General features: G+C 59.8%; 13 protein-coding genes. 6 read left to right on the forward strand and 7 right to left on the reverse strand.

Annotated features, from left to right (window positions below):
- Positions 1 to 48 precede the first annotated feature (48 nt).
- Positions 49 to 1,431, forward strand: coding sequence for an aldehyde dehydrogenase family protein (locus tag ACXHRN_RS06495; RefSeq protein ID WP_488640515.1), 1,383 nt, complete (start codon positions 49 to 51; stop codon positions 1,429 to 1,431).
- Positions 1,431 to 2,576: an iron-containing alcohol dehydrogenase gene (locus ACXHRN_RS06500; protein ID WP_488640516.1), complete on the forward strand. Its 1,146-nt coding sequence runs from the start codon at positions 1,431 to 1,433 to the stop codon at positions 2,574 to 2,576. The genes ACXHRN_RS06495 and ACXHRN_RS06500 overlap by 1 nt, the downstream gene beginning before the upstream one ends.
- Before the next feature lie 203 nt (positions 2,577 to 2,779).
- Here ACXHRN_RS06500 and ACXHRN_RS06505 read toward each other — a convergent pair whose 3' ends face one another.
- The 3 genes from ACXHRN_RS06505 to ACXHRN_RS06515 form a co-directional block, all read right to left on the reverse strand.
- A complete protein-coding gene (locus tag ACXHRN_RS06505) occupies positions 2,780 to 4,072 on the reverse strand; it encodes an NAD(P)/FAD-dependent oxidoreductase (RefSeq protein WP_488641846.1) in 1,293 nt (430 codons plus the stop codon).
- A 107-nt stretch (positions 4,073 to 4,179) separates the two neighbouring features.
- Complete coding sequence (locus ACXHRN_RS06510) at positions 4,180 to 5,433, reverse strand: aminotransferase class I/II-fold pyridoxal phosphate-dependent enzyme (RefSeq protein WP_488640517.1); 1,254 nt, start codon at positions 5,431 to 5,433, stop codon at positions 4,180 to 4,182.
- A 370-nt stretch (positions 5,434 to 5,803) separates the two neighbouring features.
- Entirely contained in the window at positions 5,804 to 7,210 is a 1,407-nt protein-coding gene (locus ACXHRN_RS06515) for a L,D-transpeptidase (RefSeq protein ID WP_488641847.1), read from the reverse strand.
- A gap of 252 nt (positions 7,211 to 7,462) precedes the next feature.
- Here ACXHRN_RS06515 and ACXHRN_RS06520 point away from each other — a divergent pair, with 252 nt between their 5' ends.
- The 3 genes from ACXHRN_RS06520 (at position 7,463) to ACXHRN_RS06530 (ending at position 10,985) form a co-directional block, all read left to right on the forward strand.
- Positions 7,463 to 8,299: a DUF4432 family protein gene (locus ACXHRN_RS06520; protein WP_488640518.1), complete on the forward strand. Its 837-nt coding sequence runs from the start codon at positions 7,463 to 7,465 to the stop codon at positions 8,297 to 8,299.
- A 62-nt stretch (positions 8,300 to 8,361) separates the two neighbouring features.
- Positions 8,362 to 8,694, forward strand: coding sequence for a protein tyrosine phosphatase family protein (locus ACXHRN_RS06525; protein ID WP_488640519.1), 333 nt, complete (start codon positions 8,362 to 8,364; stop codon positions 8,692 to 8,694).
- A 395-nt stretch (positions 8,695 to 9,089) separates the two neighbouring features.
- Complete coding sequence (locus ACXHRN_RS06530; RefSeq protein ID WP_488640520.1) at positions 9,090 to 10,985, forward strand: methyl-accepting chemotaxis protein; 1,896 nt, start codon at positions 9,090 to 9,092, stop codon at positions 10,983 to 10,985.
- Positions 10,986 to 11,058: 73 nt separating this feature from the next.
- Here ACXHRN_RS06530 and ACXHRN_RS06535 read toward each other — a convergent pair whose 3' ends face one another.
- The 4 genes from ACXHRN_RS06535 to ACXHRN_RS06550 all read right to left on the reverse strand — a co-directional run bounded on the left by ACXHRN_RS06535 (position 11,059) and on the right by ACXHRN_RS06550 (position 15,510).
- Positions 11,059 to 12,720 carry a thiamine pyrophosphate-binding protein gene (locus ACXHRN_RS06535; RefSeq protein WP_488640521.1) on the reverse strand — a complete coding sequence of 554 codons (1,662 nt, stop codon included), beginning with the start codon at positions 12,718 to 12,720 and terminating at the stop codon, positions 11,059 to 11,061.
- A gap of 36 nt (positions 12,721 to 12,756) precedes the next feature.
- On the reverse strand, positions 12,757 to 13,545 hold the full coding sequence (locus tag ACXHRN_RS06540) for a TerC family protein (protein ID WP_488640522.1): 789 nt from the start codon (positions 13,543 to 13,545) through the stop codon (positions 12,757 to 12,759).
- Between the two features lie 97 nt (positions 13,546 to 13,642).
- Positions 13,643 to 14,563, reverse strand: coding sequence for a DMT family transporter (locus ACXHRN_RS06545; protein ID WP_488640523.1), 921 nt, complete (start codon positions 14,561 to 14,563; stop codon positions 13,643 to 13,645).
- Positions 14,563 to 15,510, reverse strand: coding sequence for an alpha/beta hydrolase (locus tag ACXHRN_RS06550; RefSeq protein ID WP_488640524.1), 948 nt, complete (start codon positions 15,508 to 15,510; stop codon positions 14,563 to 14,565). Before ACXHRN_RS06550 ends, ACXHRN_RS06545 begins: the two co-directional genes overlap by 1 nt.
- A gap of 367 nt (positions 15,511 to 15,877) precedes the next feature.
- On the opposite strand from ACXHRN_RS06550, the gene ACXHRN_RS06555 reads away from it, so the two are divergent.
- Positions 15,878 to 16,519, forward strand: coding sequence for a ribonuclease T2 family protein (locus ACXHRN_RS06555; protein WP_488640525.1), 642 nt, complete (start codon positions 15,878 to 15,880; stop codon positions 16,517 to 16,519).
- The last annotated feature ends 57 nt before the right edge of the window (positions 16,520 to 16,576 follow it).

The raw sequence follows: 16,576 nt of genomic DNA on the forward strand, positions 1-16,576 counted from the left end.
TTCGGGCGGTGTATCGGTCACAGGACAATAACAGACAGGAAAATGATCATGACCATGATCCAATGCATATCGCCGGTGGACGGCTCGGTTTATGCCGAGCGTCCCGCCATGAGTTTCGACGATGCCAAGGCGGCGATCGCTCGTGCCCGCAAGGCACAGAAGACCTGGGCCAAGCGGCCGCTTGACGAGCGCGTGTCGCTGGTCATGAAGGGTGTCGCCCGTCTCAACGAGATGGTTGACGAGGTCGTGCCGGAACTTGCCTGGCAGATGGGCCGGCCGATCAAGTATGGCGGTGAATTCAAGGGCTTCAACGAGCGCTCCAACTACGTCGCATCGATCGCCCATGACGCGCTGGCGCCAATGCTGGTCGAGAAGAGCGACAAGTTCGAACGCTACATCACGCGCGAGCCGCATGGCGTCGTCTTCGTCATCGCGCCGTGGAACTACCCGTACATGACGGCGATCAATACAATCGCGCCGGCCTTGATGGCCGGCAACACGGTCATCATCAAGCATGCCAGCCAGACGCTGCTCGTGGGCGAACGTATGGTGCGGGCCTTCAATGAAGCCGGCGTGCCTGAAGACGTGTTCATGAATGTCTTTCTCGATCATGCCACGACCTCGGCGTTGATCGCCGACGGCCAGTTCAACTTCATCAATTTCACCGGTTCGGTCGAAGGCGGCCGTTCCATCGAGCGCGCAGCCGCAGGTACCTTCACCGGTGTCGGTCTCGAGCTCGGCGGCAAGGATCCCGGCTATGTGATGGAAGACGCCGATCTCGACGCGGCCGTCGACACGCTGATGGACGGCGCCACCTACAATTCCGGCCAGTGCTGCTGCGGCATCGAACGCATTTATGTCAACGAGAACCTCTACGACGCCTTCGTCGAGAAGTCGGTTGCCTGGGTGTCCAACTACAAGCTCGGCAACCCGCTTGATGCGTCGACGACGCTTGGGCCGATGGCCAACAAGCGCTTCGCTGCCGTCGTGCGTGCGCAGATCGCCGAGGCGGTCGCAAAGGGAGCCAAGGCACTGGTCGATCCGAAGCTTTTCCCCGAGGATGATGGCGGTGCCTACATCGCCCCGCAGGTCCTGGTTGATGTCGATCACTCCATGTCATTCATGAACGAGGAGACATTTGGTCCAGCCGTCGGCATCATGAAGGTCAAGAACGACGCGCAAGCGCTCGAACTGATGAACGATTGCAAATATGGCCTGACAGCGTCGCTGTGGACAAGGGATGTCGAACGCGCCGCCCGTATTGGCGACGAACTCGAAACCGGCACCGTGTTCATGAACCGTGCGGATTATCTGGATCCTGCGCTTTGCTGGACCGGCGTCAAGGAAACCGGCCGCGGCGGCTCGCTGTCGGTGCTCGGTTTCCACAACCTTACCCGCCCGAAATCCTACCACCTGAGAAAGTCAAACTGATGCCGATCACCGCAAACTGGAGCTACCCCACCCTGATCAAGATGGGCGCGGGCCGCATCAAGGAACTCGCCGACCATTGCAAGTCGCTGGGCATGAAGAAGCCGCTGCTGATCACCGACCGTGGTCTTGCGCCGATGCCGATCACGCAGAACGCACTCGACATTCTCGAGGCGGGTGGTCTCGGCCGGGCGATCTTCGCCGATGTCGACCCCAACCCGAACGACAAGAACCTCGCGGCGGGCGTCAAGGCCTACAAGGATGGCGGTCATGACGGCGTCGTCGCCTTCGGCGGCGGCTCGGGCCTCGATCTCGGCAAGTGCGTGGCTTTCATGGCCGGCCAGACCCGCCCGGTCTGGGATTTCGAGGATATCGGTGACTGGTGGACGCGGGCCAATTCCGACGGCATCGCGCCGATCGTCGCCGTGCCGACCACGGCCGGCACCGGTTCGGAAGTGGGTCGCGCTTCGGTCATTACCAATTCCGAAACCCACACCAAGAAGATCATCTTCCATCCGAAGTTCCTGCCCGGCGTGACGATCTGCGATCCGGAACTCACCGTCGGCATGCCGAAGGTGATCACGGCGGGCACAGGCATGGATGCGTTTGCGCATTGCCTGGAAGCCTATTCGTCGCCCTTCTACCATCCGATGAGCCAGGGCATCGCGCTCGAAGGGCTGCGGCTGGTCAAGGAATACCTGCCGCGCGCCTACAAGGACGGCACGGATATCGAGGCCCGCACCAACATGATGTCGGCTGCCGCCATGGGTGCAGTCGCGTTCCAGAAGGGCCTCGGCGCGATCCACTCGCTGTCGCATCCGGTTGGCGCCATCTATCACACGCATCATGGCATGACCAATGCGGTGGTGATGCCGCCGGTGTTGCGCTTCAACCGTTCGGCGATCGAGGACAAGATCGCGTCCGCTGCTGCCTATCTCGGCATCGCCGGTGGCTTCAACGGCTTTTACGACTACGTGCTTGGTCTGCGCGAAGAACTTGGCGTGCCCGACAAACTTTCGGCGCTGGGCGTCGGCACCGACCGCATCGACGAGATGTCGGTCATGGCCGTCGCCGACCCCTCGACTGGCGGCAACCCGGTAGAACTGACGGTGGATGCGGCGAGGAAGCTGTTCATCGAGTGTATCTGACCACGCCAGTCACATGTTCGAAACGATTGCGGGGCCGAAAGGCCCCGCTTCCGTTTGTGGTGCAGCAACTGCTGGACGAGAACCGGTCACTGGCAGCTAGCGCCAGTGACCCCGAGCAGGCCTGCAGTAGGACACGTCGTTGCGCGGAATGCGCCTTCAAAACGGCTTAGTGCATGAGGCCGCAGAGACGAGAACAATGGAATTTAGATAAAACGCTTGTCTATCAGATGTTTCGCAAGTGCGCCCGTCTTGTAGAATTCGGTCTTCAGGCACCGCATCGAATCTGCTGTCACCGGCGAGGTTATTAGCGGCATGGCAGTACGGTCACCCTGCGTGACGGCGGCGATCGCCTTGCCGAAGACGGTACCGGGCGCAATACCACGACCATTATAGCCGGTGATCGACCAGACGTTTTCGGCGGGCTGATGGAAGACGGGCAGGTTGCTGCGGGTCATGCCGATCGTGCCGTCCCACCAATACTCGAAGTCGAATTCACCAATGAAGGGAAACAGCGACTTTATCGAGCGACGGACAAAGCCACGATGGGCCGCGGTGGAAATCGCATCGAGCGCGCCGATCGAGCCAAAGATCAGCCGCCCCGCCTTGTCCTTGCGGAACGAGGTCATCACCATGCCGGTGTCCCAGGTGCCGTGCTCTTCCGGCAGGATACGGTCGGCGATCGCACGGGGCAGGGGATTGGTGGCGAACTGGAAATAATTGAGGTGGGTCAGTTCTGCCTGATGATCGCTCCAGTTCATGGAGGGGACCACCGAAGTATAGACATTGCTGGCGACGATCAACCGCTCGGCGCTGACGATACCGCCCGGTGTGTCGAGCTGGAAGACGTTGCCGTCACGCGTGGCTTTGCGCACCGGGGTATCCGTGAAGATCCTGGCGCCGGCCTTGATGGCCGCAGCGGCGAGGCCGCGTGCGTAGGCGAGCGGCTGAACCGTGCCAGCACGACGGTCGAGCAGGGCGCCATCAAAGCCAACGGCGCCAGTCAAACGTTCGGCTTCCGATGCAGGCAGTGCTTCGACCGGTGCGCCGCGCTTCTGCCATTGGGCAGCGCGGGCGAGATTGTCGGCAACGCCTGAGGCGCCGACGGCCAGATGCAGCGTGCCATTGCGCACCGCCTCGCATTCGATGCCGTGCTTTTCGATGAGCTCGAAGACCAGTCCAGGGCCGGCGCCGAGATCGTCGAGCATGCGATTGCCGACGTCAACGCCGAGCGTTGCCACCACGTCGTCCGGCGGAAGCCACATGCCTGCATTGACGAGACCGACATTGCGCCCCGATCCGCCATGGCCGATGGCGATGGCTTCCAGCACGATGCAGTCTATGCCCGCCTGGGCCAGATGCAGTGCCGCCGAAAGGCCTGTGAACCCGCCGCCAATGATGGCTACTGTCGTCGAGATATTGTGATCGACAGGACCGGTTGGCGGTGCGGGTGGGGCGGAATGGGTCCAGAGATTCTTGTGGCTAGCCTGATCGCGCATGATGTCCGAAGTCTTGGAGAGATATCGGACGTGGCTTACCATGAGTTTGCCAACCGGGAAACGGGACTTGCCCGTTTCCCTTGGTTTTTCACACGCTTGTCTGTGTTTTACTCAGCAGCGGCCGTGTGGACGGCGGGCAATGCGGGCAGTTCGACATCGTCGATTTCGATGTTGTCGTTGGCAGACAGCCATTCGATATGCATTTCAGCCATCTCGCGCGACTTGATGGCAATCTCCACCATCGCATCGATCTGCGCCTCGCTGTGGTCTGCCATGACCTGCAGCCGCCAGCGGCAGGCATTGCGCGCTACGGCCGGATGCTCGACGAGATTGACGATGCCACCGAAGTCCACCGCATAGCGCGTCATCAGGCGGGCCAGCAGGATATCGCCGATCAGCATCGGCACGACGGCGCTTGGCTTGCCAAGCACTTCGAACCCGGCCTCTTCGAGTCCGGCGCGCAAGCGCATGCTGTTGTTGAGCAGCTTGCGACGGCGTTCAGCGCCTTCATCGCCTTCGACAATGTCGAGCGAGCCAAGAATGACAGCCGCCTGGATCGGCGACATGGCATTGGTGAAGGTCGAAGGACCGCACTGGCCGCGCAGGCCGAAGCGGAAACCCTTGTTGTTGGTGGCAACGAACCCGCCCATGGAGGCAAAACTCTTGGAGAAGGCACCGACGAGCACATCGACTTTACCTACGAGATCGAAATCCTCGAGCTTGCCGCGCCCCGTTGCTCCCAGCGCGCCGAGATCGTGGGCGCAATCCACCAGCAGCGTGGCGTTATAGCGATTGCAGATCTCCTGGATGGCCGGAATGTTCGGCACATCGCTATCCATCGAGAACAGTGTCTCGGTCACGACCAGAATGCCGTTGACCTCGTCCTCGCGGCGGATGCGGGCAAGGCGGCTTTCGATGGCGCGCAGATTGAGATGCGAGTGGACATGGACATTTTCGGTGGCGTCACGCGATGCTTCCTGAAGGCAGGCATGGGCGAGAATGTCGATCACCACGTGGTCGGTGGCCTTCACCAACGTCTTGACGGCACCGTAGCCTGCGGCCCAACCGATCGGAAAGACCACGACATCGTCGTATCCAAGGAATTTTTCAAGCCGGCGTTCCAATGCAACTGAGAGAGCGGTGTTTCCCATCAGTGCGGCAGAGCCGGCACTGTGCAGGCCATAGACGTCGATTGCTTCTTTGGCGGCTTTGATCAGCGCCGGGTGCGACGAGAGCGACAGGTAATCCTGGCTGGCGAAATTGTGCCCGCGGAATTCTGTACCGTCGCGATGCGCGCCCTCAATGAAACTGCCAACGCGGCTGGTAGAGTATTTCTGATAAGGGTCGAGGCCATGCTCCACGCGTTCCTGCCACCACTTTCCAGATTCATCCCAGCGAGCAAGAAGATTAACGGGATGGTTGTGTTTCTCAACCGCAGGAAGACTTGTTCTTAACTGGCCAGGAATATTCTCAAACATAACCTATCCTTCGGTATACAAGGAACGTTGCTGAAAGGGCGGTCCACTATTCAATTTGCAACGGTATAGAGTATCGTTTCAACTTCGTTGAACAAAAGCCCTTAACCTTTTAGAAAGATTAACAAACTCTGAATTTAAGTCAATTGTACAAATATGGCACATGTGCCAGAACGGCACTAAATGTTGTTATATGGTTAACAAAAAGCCCGCCGCGGCGTGCGACGGGCTCGTAGGACTATGGATTTTTAGGGGTTTAATCGATGAATTCGACGGTGACGCCCGGCTTAACCATTTTTGCAAGTTCGGTTGCATCCCAGTTCGTCAACCGAATGCAACCGTGGCTTTGGGTTTTTCCGATGCGGGAGGGATCGGGCGTGCCATGGATTCCGTAGGTCGGCTTATCCAGCGCGATCCAGACGGTGCCAACGGGACCATTCGGGCCTGGCGGAATGGTCAGGACTTTGGTGTTCTGGCCCTGCTGGAAATTGATCTTCGGATTGTAGGTGTAGTTCGGATCAAGCGCCACGCGATCGACGAGATGGATGCCGGAAGGCGAGGGTGTGTCGTTCGAGCCGATCGAAGCCGGGTAGGCGGCAATCAGCGCGCCTGTATCGTCATAGGCGAAGACCTGCTTACGTGCCTTGTCGGCAATAATACGTGCAACGTTGCCCTTACGGACGGCGCCGGGGTTGATCACCTTGATCACCGAGCCAGGCATGGTGAAGTCGACGCCGGGATTGAGTTCCTTGAGGTAGTTCTCATCCATGTGAAACCGCTCGCCGAGCGCTTCGGTGACTGAGGTGTAGGACATTGCCGGCAAGGTCGCCTTGACCGAGTAGTCTTCGGGGATCTGGGCAACATAAGGCCCCGCCGCATCGACCGAGGTGATGGTGTAGTTCATCACCGGCAGGCCGCCATTCAGGCCCAGCCGCGTCAGGATGTCTTCGGAATTGTTGGGGTCAAGCTTCTCGCCGGTGATCTTCTCGTAGGCGATAATGGCCTTGGAGACATTGAGGCCCATCTTTCCGTCGATGACGCCGGGGGAGGCACCCTCGCGGTCGAGGAAGACCTGCAAGGCGGTGATCTCGAATCTCGATTTCTTGCCATTGAGCGTGATGACAGGATCCGGATCGGGGCGCTGTTCCTCAAGCGCCGGCTGATTGGGATCGTTGGGGTCGAGCGATGCCATGTCCTGGTCGCTCTGGTCGCCATTCATATTGTCGCTCTGGATGCCATCCGACGGCAATTGCTGGTCCTGGAAGGTGCCTTGGGCGTTCTGGTCGTCCACCTCCGGCACGGAGCCCGTGACATCGCCGGATTGGCTGTCGCTGCGCGGGCGGGCGGGAAAATAGTTCGGATCGCTGTCGTCCTGATTGTTGGCGTAGGAATCATCCTGATTGTTATCGTTGCCGTTGCCGTAGACAGTAACGCCCGGAAGGCGCTCCGGCTGGCCATTGCGGCTACGGGCATAGCGGTTGGTTGGCATTTCGGTGGCGACGAGATTGCCGTAGTGGTCGATCAGGACACGGAAGCCCTGTTTGTTCTTGCGAACGGTGACGTCGCTGGCATCCGGAATATAGTCGAGGAGATCGCCTTCCGGCGTCACCAGCACCATGCCATTGGGATTTGCGGCCTGAAAATCCTGCGCAGACGCGGGCATGCCTCCGCCGAGTGTTGCAAGGAGCGGAAGTGTCAGAATCGAGGTCTTGATGACAGCGCGCATTTTCAAACTTTTGAACCGGTTAATTGAGCGTGAGCCAAACACGTGAAATTTGACTCTATTGTGGAATTTCTAAACCCTTGGTGAATAAAGCATGAAAAATTTAAATGTTCCCCTTGCGGATTGATCAATAGCGCGTGATTGGGGAATGCTGTCCCGAACTGGGACACCGGGCATGGGGAGGTCGGCGAAATGATTGTGGATAACCTGAATGGACTGGTGTTCGAACTCGATGAGGGCTCGGCGCTGGATATCGGTTCGTGCCGCCTGAATGGCGTCGAGATCGCACCGGGCGATGCCGTGCCCGATGATGGTGACGCTCGCATCCTGCATGCGGTGCATGGTTTCCTGTTTACCTGCGGGCCAGACCACAAAGGGCATCCGGAGCCGATCGAAGGCATGCCTGACAGGAAATTCCCCCTGCATGGGTCGATGGCGGCGACCAAGCCGACCGGTATCACCGAGAGTCGTGCGGGCGACATCCATCGGATCAGCGCCAGGATAGTGGTTGAGATCGCGCAAGGTGGCACTGCCGAAATCGCGCGCCTCTGGCAGGTCGACGAGACCACGGGCGAGGTGGTGCTGACCGACACGCTGACCAATGTAGGCGACAAGCCGTTTCCGCCGCTATGGATGTACCATATGAATATCGGTGCGCACCTGTTCAGCGAGGCGACGATGCTGACTGGCCCGACTTTCGACAATGGCCGGATTGGCTGGGTGTTCGGGGAGGGAGAGGGCCACGTGTTCTGCGTTCCCGCCAAGGACGAGCTTGAGGGCAGCGTTGCGCAAGTGGCCCTCGGCCCGATTGCCGGTGCCGGCGACAAGACCTTGATCGTTCGCTTCCACACGGACACGCTGCCGCATCTGCAGATGTGGCGCAACGAAGCCGGCCACTGCAACGTCGTGGGCATCGAGCCCGTCAGCCATCCCTTGAAGAAACGCACGGAGCTTGAGGCGTTGGGCTTGATGACGCCGCTGGCGCCTGGCGAGAGCAAGCGCTACAGGCTGTCTTTCGCCTTTCGGTGATTGACGCTCCAGATGCGGACCAATAGTAATGGTGCCGCAATATCAGACACAGGGTTCGAGCCATGGATTTACGCGAGATCAACGACGAATATGCAGTTTCCCCGCAGATCTCGGTGGAGGATGTCGATCAGCTGCATGCGCTCGGCTACAAATCGATCGTCTGCCATCGGCCCGATGATGAAGATCCCGGCCAGCCGGACTTCGCCGTGATTGCCGCCCGCGCCAGCGCGCTCGGCATGGAAACGGCGCATATTCCCGTCAGCGGCCCGCCGACGCCGGAAGCCGTGCGCGCCATGGTCGATGCCCTGGATGAGCTGCCGAAGCCGATGCTGGGTTATTGCCGTTCGGGCAACCGCTCGACCATCATCTACCAGCAGACCATGCACCTGCGGTAGTATTGGGGCGCTTCGGAGCCCAAGCGCCGTTCAGTTCAATTTATTGAGCCGTCTACCTGCCCGTGAGCCTCTCACAGTCGGGTGCGCCTTCTTGTTGTGTCAGGGTGTGATCTCGCACCGTTCATCGAACTAGTGTCCATGCCGAATATGGAAATTCGTGCCCGGTTTTCATATCTCTTATTTAGCGTATTAGGTTGTTCTGCCATCTCCGCACAACTTACGGACTTCCTGCGGATATTTCATGCTTTAATCTATTTATCTCAAAAAATTTGCGGATTTGGCAAGAATTGAGGGTGGCTCAGTTAATTCACTTTTAACGCCGATTTACGACAATTCGCATGGGCCAGAAGTATTTATGGCGTGTGTTGGGCACTTGACCGCCCGGGGGATGTGCAGTGAAGATCAGCGGTAAAATCTATAGTCTCGTCGCAGTGATGTGCATGGCGTCATTGCTTATCGGCGCAACCGCGCTGTTTGCGGTGTCGGGTTATGACCAGAAGCTCAGCCAGTTCCGGCTGGCGTCCGAACGCGCTTACCTGGGCGAACGTTTGAATCGCTATGTTACCGCTGTCGTCATGGAAGCGCGCGGCATTTACGGCGCATCGTCCACCGAAAAGGCGAAGAAGTTCGCTGACGGCCTGATTGAGAACCTCAGCGAGATGGATGCCGTGATTGCGCGCTGGAAGCCATTGGTGCCTGCCTCGCAGCAGGCGGCGTTCGACGCACTGGTCTCGCGCTCGCAGGAATTCAAGGCCTTCCGCAGCGAGACGGCGCGTCTGGGCATCGAAGTCGATCCAAAGAAGGCGAACGAGCAGGGCAACAACGATGCCAACCGCGCCAACCGCAAGGCGTTCCAGAAGGAAATCGATGCTGTCGTCGAAACCGATGTGGCGGCGCTGACTGCCGTCGAAAAGTCGATCGACGCCTTCAAGACCTGGATTTTCGTGCTTGTCGCCGCCACTGCAGGTGTCGGCCTTCTCGTCGGCGCAGGTCTCGGGGTCTATATCGCTCGTGTTCATCTGAGCGGCCCGATTGGTCGGATCACCGATACGATCCGCGCCGTGGCTGATGGCAACTTCGGCATTGACGTGCCCTTCACGGGACGCACCGACGAAATCGGCGATATGGCCAACGCTGTCGGCGTGTTCAAGGAGAACGGCCTTGCCGTGCAGGAGCTGAACAACAAGGAAGCCGTGCAGCGCGCCAAGGGCGATGACTTGCAGGGCCGGATGATCACGGTGGTCGAGGCCGCCGCCAATGGCGACTTCTCCAACCGCATCGACAAGGATTTCGGCGACAACAACCTCAATACGGTTGCTTCCAACGTCGACCGCCTGATGGCCAGTGTCGATGCCGGCATCAACGAAATGCGCTCGGTCATGAGCAAGCTCGCCGACGGCGCGCTGACCCACAGCATGAACGGCCAGTATCACGGCGCGTTCGCCGAACTGCAGACCAATGTCAACGGCACGATGAGCAGCCTCAAGCAGACGATCCGCGAAGTGCTGAACACCTCGGACTCGATCAATGGCAACATCAACGAGCTCGGCAATTCGACCAACGATCTTTCGCGCCGTACCGAACAGCAGGCCGCCGCTCTCGAGGAAACCTCGGCAGCGCTGCAGGAAATCACCTCCGTTGTCCGCGGTGCCACCGAGAAGGCCCAGCAGGCCGCGACGATGGTAACCGAGGCCAAGGATAATGCTGGCCAGGCTGGCAAGGTCGTTGGCCAGGCGATCGCCGCCATGGGCCGGATCGAGCAGGCTTCGCAGGAGATCAGCCAGATCATCAACGTCATCGACGAGATCGCTTTCCAGACCAACCTGCTGGCGCTGAATGCGGGCGTCGAGGCGGCACGTGCCGGCGACGCAGGCAAGGGCTTCGCAGTCGTCGCACAGGAAGTCCGCGAACTTGCCCAGCGTTCTGCTGGAGCGGCCAAGGATATCAAGGCGCTGATCACCAAGTCGGGCAATGAAGTCGAGACCGGCGTCAAGCTGGTGCAGGCGACCGGTTCGGCTCTGACCGAGATCGAAACGCGGGTGTTCTCGATCAACAGCCACATTCATTCGATCGCCGACTCCGCCAAGGAGCAGGCGACGGCGCTCAACGAAATCAACCAGGCCGTCAACCAGATCGACAACGTCACCCAGCAGAACGCCGCCATGGTCGAGGAAACCTCGGCTGCGACAATGAAGCTGGCGACCGAAGCCGACCGCTTGGTTGAGCTGATCTCGCGCTTCGAGCTGGAGGAGAAGGCTAAGGCGCCGGTGCAGGGTCGCCGAGCTGCTTAATCCGGCACGCGGAAGATAAAAGAAGAGGCCCGGCAACATGTTGCCGGGCCTTTTCTATTACGAGTTCTTCGAGTTATTTCCTGGCGGCATCCCGGATCTGGCTGAGTGTTCGGGTCGGCGTGATGGCTTCGGGATCAAGCGTGACCTCGATGATCGACGGTTGGCCGCTGGCGCGAGCCCGCAGGAACGCATCGGCGAAATCAGCTGTCTTCTCCACCTTTTCGCCGTGGCCGCCGAATGCCCTGGCATAGGCTGCGAAATCCGGATTGGTCAGGCCTGTGCCGCTGACGCGATCGGGGTAATCCCGCTCCTGATGCATGCGGATCGTGCCGTAGATGCCGTTGTTGATGAGCACTACGATGATTGGCAGATTGTAGCGCACGGCAGTTGCAAACTCCTGGCCATGCATCATGAAGCAGCCGTCACCGGCAAAGCAGACGACTTCGCGTTCTGGAAACTGCGCCTTGGCAGCCACTGCAGCCGGCAGACCGTAGCCCATCGAGCCGGAAGCAGGCGCTGCCTGCGTGCCGAATGCGCGGAAGCGATGGAAGCGGTGCAGCCAGGTCGCGTAGTTGCCGGCGCCGTTGGTCATGATTGCATCACGAGGCAGCTGTTCTTCGAGCCAGGCCATGATCGGACCCATGGCGACATCGCCCGGTCCAGTTTGTGGCGGTGTCGACCAGCCGAGATAGGCGTCGTGCATGGCCTTGGTCCGCGCCGCCCATGTAGGCGCGGCTTTCGGCGCAAGCGTGGTGAGGGCCTCCACGAAGCTCGTCGGGTCGGCATTGATGGCCAGATCCGGGCGATAGACGCGGCCGAGTTCCGACGAATCCGGGTGGATATGGACCAGCGTTTGCTTGGGGTAGGGGATATCGACCAGCGTGTAGCTCGACGATGGCATTTCAGAGAGCCGGCCGCCGAGCAGGATCAAAAGATCCGCGTTCTTGACGGCATCGCCAAGCGCCGGGTTGATGCCGATGCCGACATCGCCGGCATAATTGGGATGCAGGTGATCAAACAGCATCTGGCGGCGGAAAGAGCAGCCGACCGGCAATTGCCAGCGTTCAGCAAATGCCGTGAAATCCGCGACCGCTTCCGCAGTCCAGCGCGTGCCGCCAAGCACGACCATCGGACGCTCGGCCTTTTCAAGCAGGGCGCCCAGTTCAGCGATTTGCTTAGGGCCGGGATGGGTCTCGACCGGCATATAGGGCTGGGCTGCTGGCGCTTCGACCAGATCGCGGAGCATATCCTCGGGCAGTGCGACAACGACAGGGCCGGGACGCCCCGATGTGGCGACGGCAAAGGCGCGGGTCACCAACTCGGGAATACGTGTGGCATCATCGATGTCGACGACCCATTTGGCAAACTCGGTAAAGGCGCGGCGGTATTCGACTTCCTGGAAGGCTTCCCGCTCGCGCGCATCGCGCTGGACCTGGCCGATGAACAGGATCATCGGCACCGAATCCTGCCGGGCGATGTGCAACCCGGCCGAGGCATTGGTGGCGCCCGGCCCGCGGGTGACGAAGCAGATGCCGGGCTCGCCGGTCAGCCGGCCCCAGCAGTCCGCCATCATTGCCGCGCCACCTTCCTGACGGCAGACCATGACGTCGATATCCGTGTCATGCAGCGCGTCGAGCACGGCGAGAAAGCTCTCGCCGGGGACGCTGGACACGCGCTTGACGCCATTGGCGATCAGGGCATCGACAATCAACTGTCCGCCGGTTCTCTTCGACATATCATTCACTTCCATTTGTACCCGCTGGGACCGGAATTAGTGCTTGTCCCGGTCCTGCTCCTCCAGAATCCGCTTCTGATAGCGACTCTGGATGATTTCGACAATCACCAGCGTTCCGAGAACGAAGTAGAACGTCGATTTCGCCATCGGTTCGATAGCAAAGCCGAAGAAGGAGAGATGGGCGAGATGGCCGCCTTCGGAGAGGAGCATGTAGCCGACCAGCAGCAGCACGAAGAGGCCGAGCACCTCATACATGCGGTTCTTCTTGAGGAAGTTGGCGACATGATCGGCGAGCAGCACCATCAGCGCACCCGAGACGATGATGGCGGCGGTCATGACGATGAAGTTCTTTGTCAGCGCCACGGCCGACAGCACAGTGTCGAAGGAGAAGACGATGTTCATGATCAGGATCCACGTCAGTGCCGCGGCCACCGTGCGGCGCGGGGCCGAGGTGGCGCCGTGCTCCAGGTCAGTCGAGCCGATCATGTGGTAGATTTCCTTGATCGCCGTGTAGATCAGGAAGATGCCGCCGAACAGCACGATCAGCGCATGGCCACTGACGGAGGCGCCGAATATGGGCGAATGCACTTCCAAGATCGGTTGCTGGAAGGCCGCGATCAATTGCAGCACGACAAACAGCAGCACGATGCGCAGGCCGATGGCCAGCAGGATGCCGGTGCGGCGCACGGAGGCCTCGCGGGCCGGGTCGACCTTCTTAGACTCGATCGAGATATAGAGGAGATTGTCGAAGCCGAGCACGGTTTCGAGCGCGGTCAGGATCAGGAAGGTGATGAGGCTGTCAATCGTGAAGAGGTTTTCAAACATGGTTGAGCCTTATGATCGCGGAAATTGCTGTCTTCGCTGATAGCGTTTGCACCGCGCCATTAGCAAGCGCCCACGACCAAAAACCTGAGCTGTCCCGTCAGATATCGCTGACCGTGGTCTGCTTGTCCTCGCGCCAGATGATAAACAGGCCCGAACCGATGATGATGGCAATGCCCACCCATTTCATCGGATTGGGGAAATCGCCGAACACCCAATAGGCGACGATACAGGCGGTGACGATTTCCAGATATTGCAGCGGCGCCAGCACCGAGGCCGGCGTGGCACGATAGGCATAGATCGACAGGATGCCGGCGACCGTGGCCGACAGGCCAAGACAGGCGAGATAGATGACCGTGTTGATCTCCGGGATCACCGGATCATAGAGCGGGATCTCAGCGAGATGCCCGACCGCCAGAAGCAGCGACGCAACCACCAATCCCCAGACGCTTGACTGGAACTGCATCGACCAGGGGTCTTCGCTGCTCGACAGCATCCGAGTCAGCAGGAGAAACGTCGCGACCGTGAACGCCGTGACGATCGGCAAGAGCGAAACCCAGCCGAACTGGCTGAAGCTCGGCTGGATGACCAGCAGCGAACCGCCAAAACCGGTGGCGCAGGCGATGATCTTGTTACGGCTGACATGTTCCTTGAGGAAGATGCCGCTCATCAGCGTCAGGATGGCCGGCTCGACAAAGAAGATCGCCATCGCATCGGCAACCGGCATGGTCTTCAGCGCATAGGTGTAGACGGTCATGCCGATGACGATCAGCAGGCCGCGCAGGAAATGGAAGAAGGTCTGGCGCAGAGAGCGGCTGAAAAGCGGGCCGCGCGTCACCACGAATGGCAGCACGAACAGTGCCTGAAACAGGAAGCGCGCTGCCGTGACTTGGCCTGCAGGAATGCTGGCGACTGAGAGTTTGGAGAACACATCGATAAGCGGTGCCGTCAGAACCGAGGCGCACATCAGCACGATGCCCGCGCTGGGAAGCACGGAAGGGGCAGTTCTGGTGTCTGTCATCAGGGCATTCCGGATTCTCGGCTTACGACGCTGTCGGCCCAGGCGGCGAAGGCCTTGATCGCATCGTCCCGGTCGAGCTCGTTGAGCGTCTCGTGGCGCATCTCGGGATAGAGGGTCAAGTGGATATTGAGAAAACCCATCGACGTCATTCGCCTTGCCAGCCATTCCATCGCTGCGCCATTCGACGTCGCCGGGTCATGGCCGCCACCGACGATATTGACGGGCATCGTGCGGCTGAGCCGGCCGAGTGCGGTGACGGAGCCCGCCTCGCCGGCCATCTGGATGACATCGAGCCACATTGAGACTGAAGGGTCCCAGCCACAGAGCGGATCGGCGATATAGGCCTCGACTTCCCTTTGGTCGCGGCTCAGCCAGTCGAAATCGGTGATGTGGTCGGGCACGGATTTGGCCCATTGCTGGAAGGTGAATTTGGGACCGAAGGCGCTCGGCACATCGGAGCCCTTGAGCGCGCGCTCGATCTTCAGCAGCAGGTGGCCCATCTTGCCGGCAAGGCCGGGATTGAGATCGGCATTCCAGATCGCCAGGCCATCGAAGGCGTCGGGGTGGGCCTCGGCCGTGGCCGCGGCAATCATGCCGCCCATGGAATGGCCAAACAGGATAATCGGCAGACCCGGATTCTCGGCCGCCGCAAGATTGCGCACAGCCATGACATCGTCGACGACCAATTGCGGGCCATTCTTTTGCGCGAAGCGGCCGATCGGCGCCCCCTCGGCCCGCGTTGCGCCATGACCGCGATGATCGTGGGCATAGATCATGAAGCCTTGCGCGGCGAGGTGATCCGCAAACCGGCCATATCGGCCGCTATGTTCGGCAAGGCCATGCGAGATGACGATGACGCCCTGGGGCGCGGAGGTTGGTTCGGCCCAGCGCAAAGCGAGTAGTGCACCTGTCGGGCTCCCATGCGTAGTTGCAGTCATGAAGCCCATTTGTTCCCCTCAGATCTGTCGCGGCAACCACACATATCCAGAATTGTCGGCCGAGGGAAGGATGCCAATTTTCGTCTTCGCGGTTGCAAATAGCCTTCGCGGTCGCAAAAAAATGCAAAATTTTTTAATTCTGGGTTGAAACAATTGCCAAAATATACTCTATATGTTCCGTTAATGTTCCGTAGTACATTAGGAGTCTGTGATGTTTCTGTGCCGCATCGCATTTCGACAGTATCAAAGTGCAGCATTTATCCTATTGTTTTTTGGTCTTTTCTTGCCCGCGTCCGCAGGGCAGGCGATCGAAATGAACGGTCCGGTTGTCCATACAACCGACAAGGCGGAACAAAGGCAAAATGACGGGAGGACAATGATGATCCTCGGCGTCAGCTGGCATTCCGGGTTTTGCGAGACCAGGCCGGGTCTGCGGGAGTGCCGGAATCAGGCTGCGGAACGGGCGGAGGCACGACAGTTTTCCCTGCATGGCCTATGGCAGATCCGTAAGAGTTACTGCGGCGTGCCCGAGGCGCTCAAGGCCGAAGACAAGAAGCACAAATGGCTCGATATGCCGGAACTTGCGCTTGACGAAGGGCTGAAGGTGGAACTTGCGCGCGCCATGCCGGGCACGCAATCCGGCCTCGACCGGCATGAATGGATCAAGCACGGTACCTGTTCGGGCGATGTCGCAGCAGGCTACTATGCGAGGGCACTGAAGCTGCTTGCTGCGCTGAACGGCTCTGAGGTTCAGACATTATTCGAGGGCAATCTCGGCAAGGTTCTCAAGCAGGACGAAATCCAGCAGGCATTCGACAGCGCATTCGGCCCTGGGGCGGGTGAGCGGATCAGGATGCGCTGTGCCAAGGACGGCGACAGGCAGGTGATCACCGGCCTGACGATCGGCCTCGGCGCGGTGGACGAGGGTGAGCAGGATCTCGGTGTGATGATTGAAGCTGCGGGCACAACCAAGTTCGGTTGCCCGGGCGGTGTCGTTGATGAAGCCGGCCTTCAATAGGCCGAGCTGGTGACGCGCTTGGCGAAAGCCCGGATTGCGATTGCCCCGCAGCCTGAT

It is taken from the genome of Shinella sp. OV683, from assembly GCF_057787725.1.

What these genes read in the sequence shown, in the direction of transcription:
- ACXHRN_RS06505 (WP_488641846.1), bottom strand. Translation starts at nt 4,072, where the DNA reads ATGCGCGATCAGGCTAGCCACAAGAATCTCTGGACCCATTCCGCCCCA.
- ACXHRN_RS06525 (WP_488640519.1), top strand. Translation starts at nt 8,362, where the DNA reads ATGGATTTACGCGAGATCAACGACGAATATGCAGTTTCCCCGCAGATC.
- ACXHRN_RS06545 (WP_488640523.1), bottom strand. Translation starts at nt 14,563, where the DNA reads ATGACAGACACCAGAACTGCCCCTTCCGTGCTTCCCAGCGCGGGCATC.
- ACXHRN_RS06535 (WP_488640521.1), bottom strand. Translation starts at nt 12,720, where the DNA reads ATGTCGAAGAGAACCGGCGGACAGTTGATTGTCGATGCCCTGATCGCC.
- ACXHRN_RS06555 (WP_488640525.1), top strand. Translation starts at nt 15,878, where the DNA reads ATGATGATCCTCGGCGTCAGCTGGCATTCCGGGTTTTGCGAGACCAGG.
- ACXHRN_RS06550 (WP_488640524.1), bottom strand. Translation starts at nt 15,510, where the DNA reads ATGGGCTTCATGACTGCAACTACGCATGGGAGCCCGACAGGTGCACTA.
- ACXHRN_RS06520 (WP_488640518.1), top strand. Translation starts at nt 7,463, where the DNA reads ATGATTGTGGATAACCTGAATGGACTGGTGTTCGAACTCGATGAGGGC.
- ACXHRN_RS06500 (WP_488640516.1), top strand. Translation starts at nt 1,431, where the DNA reads ATGCCGATCACCGCAAACTGGAGCTACCCCACCCTGATCAAGATGGGC.
- ACXHRN_RS06540 (WP_488640522.1), bottom strand. Translation starts at nt 13,545, where the DNA reads ATGTTTGAAAACCTCTTCACGATTGACAGCCTCATCACCTTCCTGATC.
- ACXHRN_RS06495 (WP_488640515.1), top strand. Translation starts at nt 49, where the DNA reads ATGACCATGATCCAATGCATATCGCCGGTGGACGGCTCGGTTTATGCC.
- ACXHRN_RS06515 (WP_488641847.1), bottom strand. Translation starts at nt 7,210, where the DNA reads ATGCCCGCGTCTGCGCAGGATTTTCAGGCCGCAAATCCCAATGGCATG.